We start from the raw sequence: 2,349 nt of genomic DNA on the forward strand, positions 1-2,349 counted from the left end.
TACCAAGAGCCCGTCACCGATTGATAGCCGCCACGCCGAGCTCCCTGGCACCTACCACAACGCCCGTCAGGAAGATCAGAAACAGGCTCTATAGACGGCGACAGATCATCTGAATCGCTCTTGTATCGGGACGCCGACACGAATCCCGGTGATCGACGACGGCGTGAATCCGTTCATCCTGCATGCCGTCGCCGCTGGTCAACGCAGCGGCTGGGCAACCCTGGCGAGATGGGCGAGAACGGCCTGGTTGGCCTCCCAGCCGTCCGGGAACCGGACCGGCACGTCCAGTTGCGGTGCCTCGGTCGAGGGGTGGGCGTCCAGCAGTTCGCCGATGCCGGCGCGGGCCACCACCAGGCAGGCCTGCCGGTGCCGGGAGGTGAGCACGCAGAGCCGCCCCGATTCCAGGTGGAAGGCGGTCGCGTCACGCCGGCCGGAGAGCGGATGCAGCACGATCGTCACGTCGTACTCCCGGCCCTGGAGGCGGTTGGCGGTGTCGACCGTGACGTCCGAACCGGCCTCACCGAGCCGCGCGCGGATGGCCGCGACCTGGTCACGGTGGGCGGCACCGACGGCGATCCGGTCCGCGGTGACCGGCGCGCCGCCGGGCGCCTGCTCGCTGACCGCGACCGCCCCACGCCGCAGCACCCGCAGCGCGAGCTCGGCGCACGCGGCGGCGGCCTCCCCGTCGGTACGCAGGGTGTGCCGGGCCGGCAGCTCGTACAGTCCCCAGCCGGTGGCGGCGGCCGACTCCACCGCTCGGTCGACGGCGTCACCCGACCCGGACTCGGTGAGGTGCAGCGCCCGGTCGTCCGGGCCGGTGCCGGCGCGGAAGCCGGTGAACGGATAGAACGCGCGGGACACGACCGGGGCCGCCGAGGCGGGCAGCCGCCAGGAGACCGGCAGCCGGTGCACCGGCAGGTGCGGGTTGTGCCGCAGCAGCACCGCCACCGCCGACTGCATCGGATCCCAGGTCAACCCCGCCCACCGGTCACTGTCAACAGTAGAAAATGGATCGAGCTGCCCCGGATCACCCACGAACAGGGCCCGCTCGAACCTGCCGGCCACGCGCAGCAGGGCGTCCGAGCGCATCTGGTACGCCTCGTCCACGATCGCCCACGGCCAGCAGCCCTCGGTGACCGTGGCCCACTTGGCGGCCGTACCGATCACCACGGCCGAGGCGGCCAGGTCGCTGACCTTAGCGGCAACCCGGACCTGCGGCTGCGCCTGCACCCGGGGCGACGCCTGGTAGTCGCCCGCGGAGAGCCGCCCGACACGCAACTGCGGCGCCTTCGTGGCGAGCCGGTCGATCAGGTCATCGACCTGCTCGTTCGTCTGAGCAATGATCATCAACGGCGCACCGGCACCCGCCAGCTCGATGGCGGCCCGTACCACCAGGGTCGACTTGCCGGCCCCCGGTGGCGAGTCGACCACCACGCCGCGATGCTCACCCGAGCACAGGTCGGCCAGCACGGCGGTGATCACCCGCTCGGCCTCGATCGCCGGCGGCACCGCCAGCTCCGGCGTCAACCCCATCTGCCCCACCGGCCGCACCCTACCGCCAGCCACCCCGTCCCGCCCCCGCCCCACCACCCGACGCCAGACACGGGAGCGGGGGTCTCCGACAAACACGGCGGCGGGGTCTCCAACAGACACGGGATGCGGCATGTCGGGGTCTCCGGTAGCCCGGAAGAACCAAGATGCCGCAAGCCGCGAGGAGCGAGGCCGGGAGCCGACCCGCCCGGACGCAGGTTCGGCCGTGAGGAACTCGGCGCCATGCCCGAGGTGCCCCCGCACCTGGCCCAACGCGGCCTGACGCCCCTGCTCACCCGAACGCGGTCCCGCCGGCACCCTGGTCCGCCGGCCGAAGACGGATCTCACCGACACGGCCGACCGATATGCGGCGTGTCGGGGCTTCCCGCCGACCGGAAGGCCCAACATCCCGCGAAGCGCGGCCCCCACGGCCTATCCCGCCATCCCGCCGCCCGCCCGGCCTGCCTCCTGGCGCGGCATGGCGTTCCACGAACTCGTCAACTGGCCCCGAAGCCGAGCCGCAGCACGAGCGGCAGGCTGCCCGCACCGAGGAGGCCGGGCCAGCGAGGCCATGGAGACGCGACATGCGGCATGTCGGGGATTCCCGCGGACCGGAAGGCCCGACATGCCGCAAGCTGCGAACTGGTTGCCGCGGAGACGGGCCGGTCGGGGTCGGGCGCCGAGGCGGTGGGGGGGCCCGGGGGGGGGGGCCCCCCCCGGGGGGGGGGGGGGGGCCAGCGGCAAACGCCCCCCGGAGGGGCCCCCCCGGCCCCCCCCCGGGGCCGGGCCCCCCCGCGGCCCGGGCCCCGCCCGCGGGCG

1 protein-coding gene is annotated in these 2,349 nt (G+C 73.9%); it reads right to left on the bottom strand.

The genetic code is table 11. From position 1 onward, the window contains the following. Positions 1-198: 198 nt before the first annotated feature. The gene (locus AB0J93_RS30060; RefSeq protein WP_363925727.1) at positions 199-1,533 is read right to left on the bottom strand and encodes an AAA family ATPase; all 1,335 of its coding nucleotides are present in this window, start codon (positions 1,531-1,533) and stop codon (positions 199-201) included. Positions 1,534-2,349 lie beyond the last annotated feature (816 nt).

It is taken from the genome of Micromonospora sp. NPDC049374 (assembly GCF_040677165.1).
Classification (GTDB): Bacteria; Actinomycetota; Actinomycetes; order Mycobacteriales; family Micromonosporaceae; genus Micromonospora.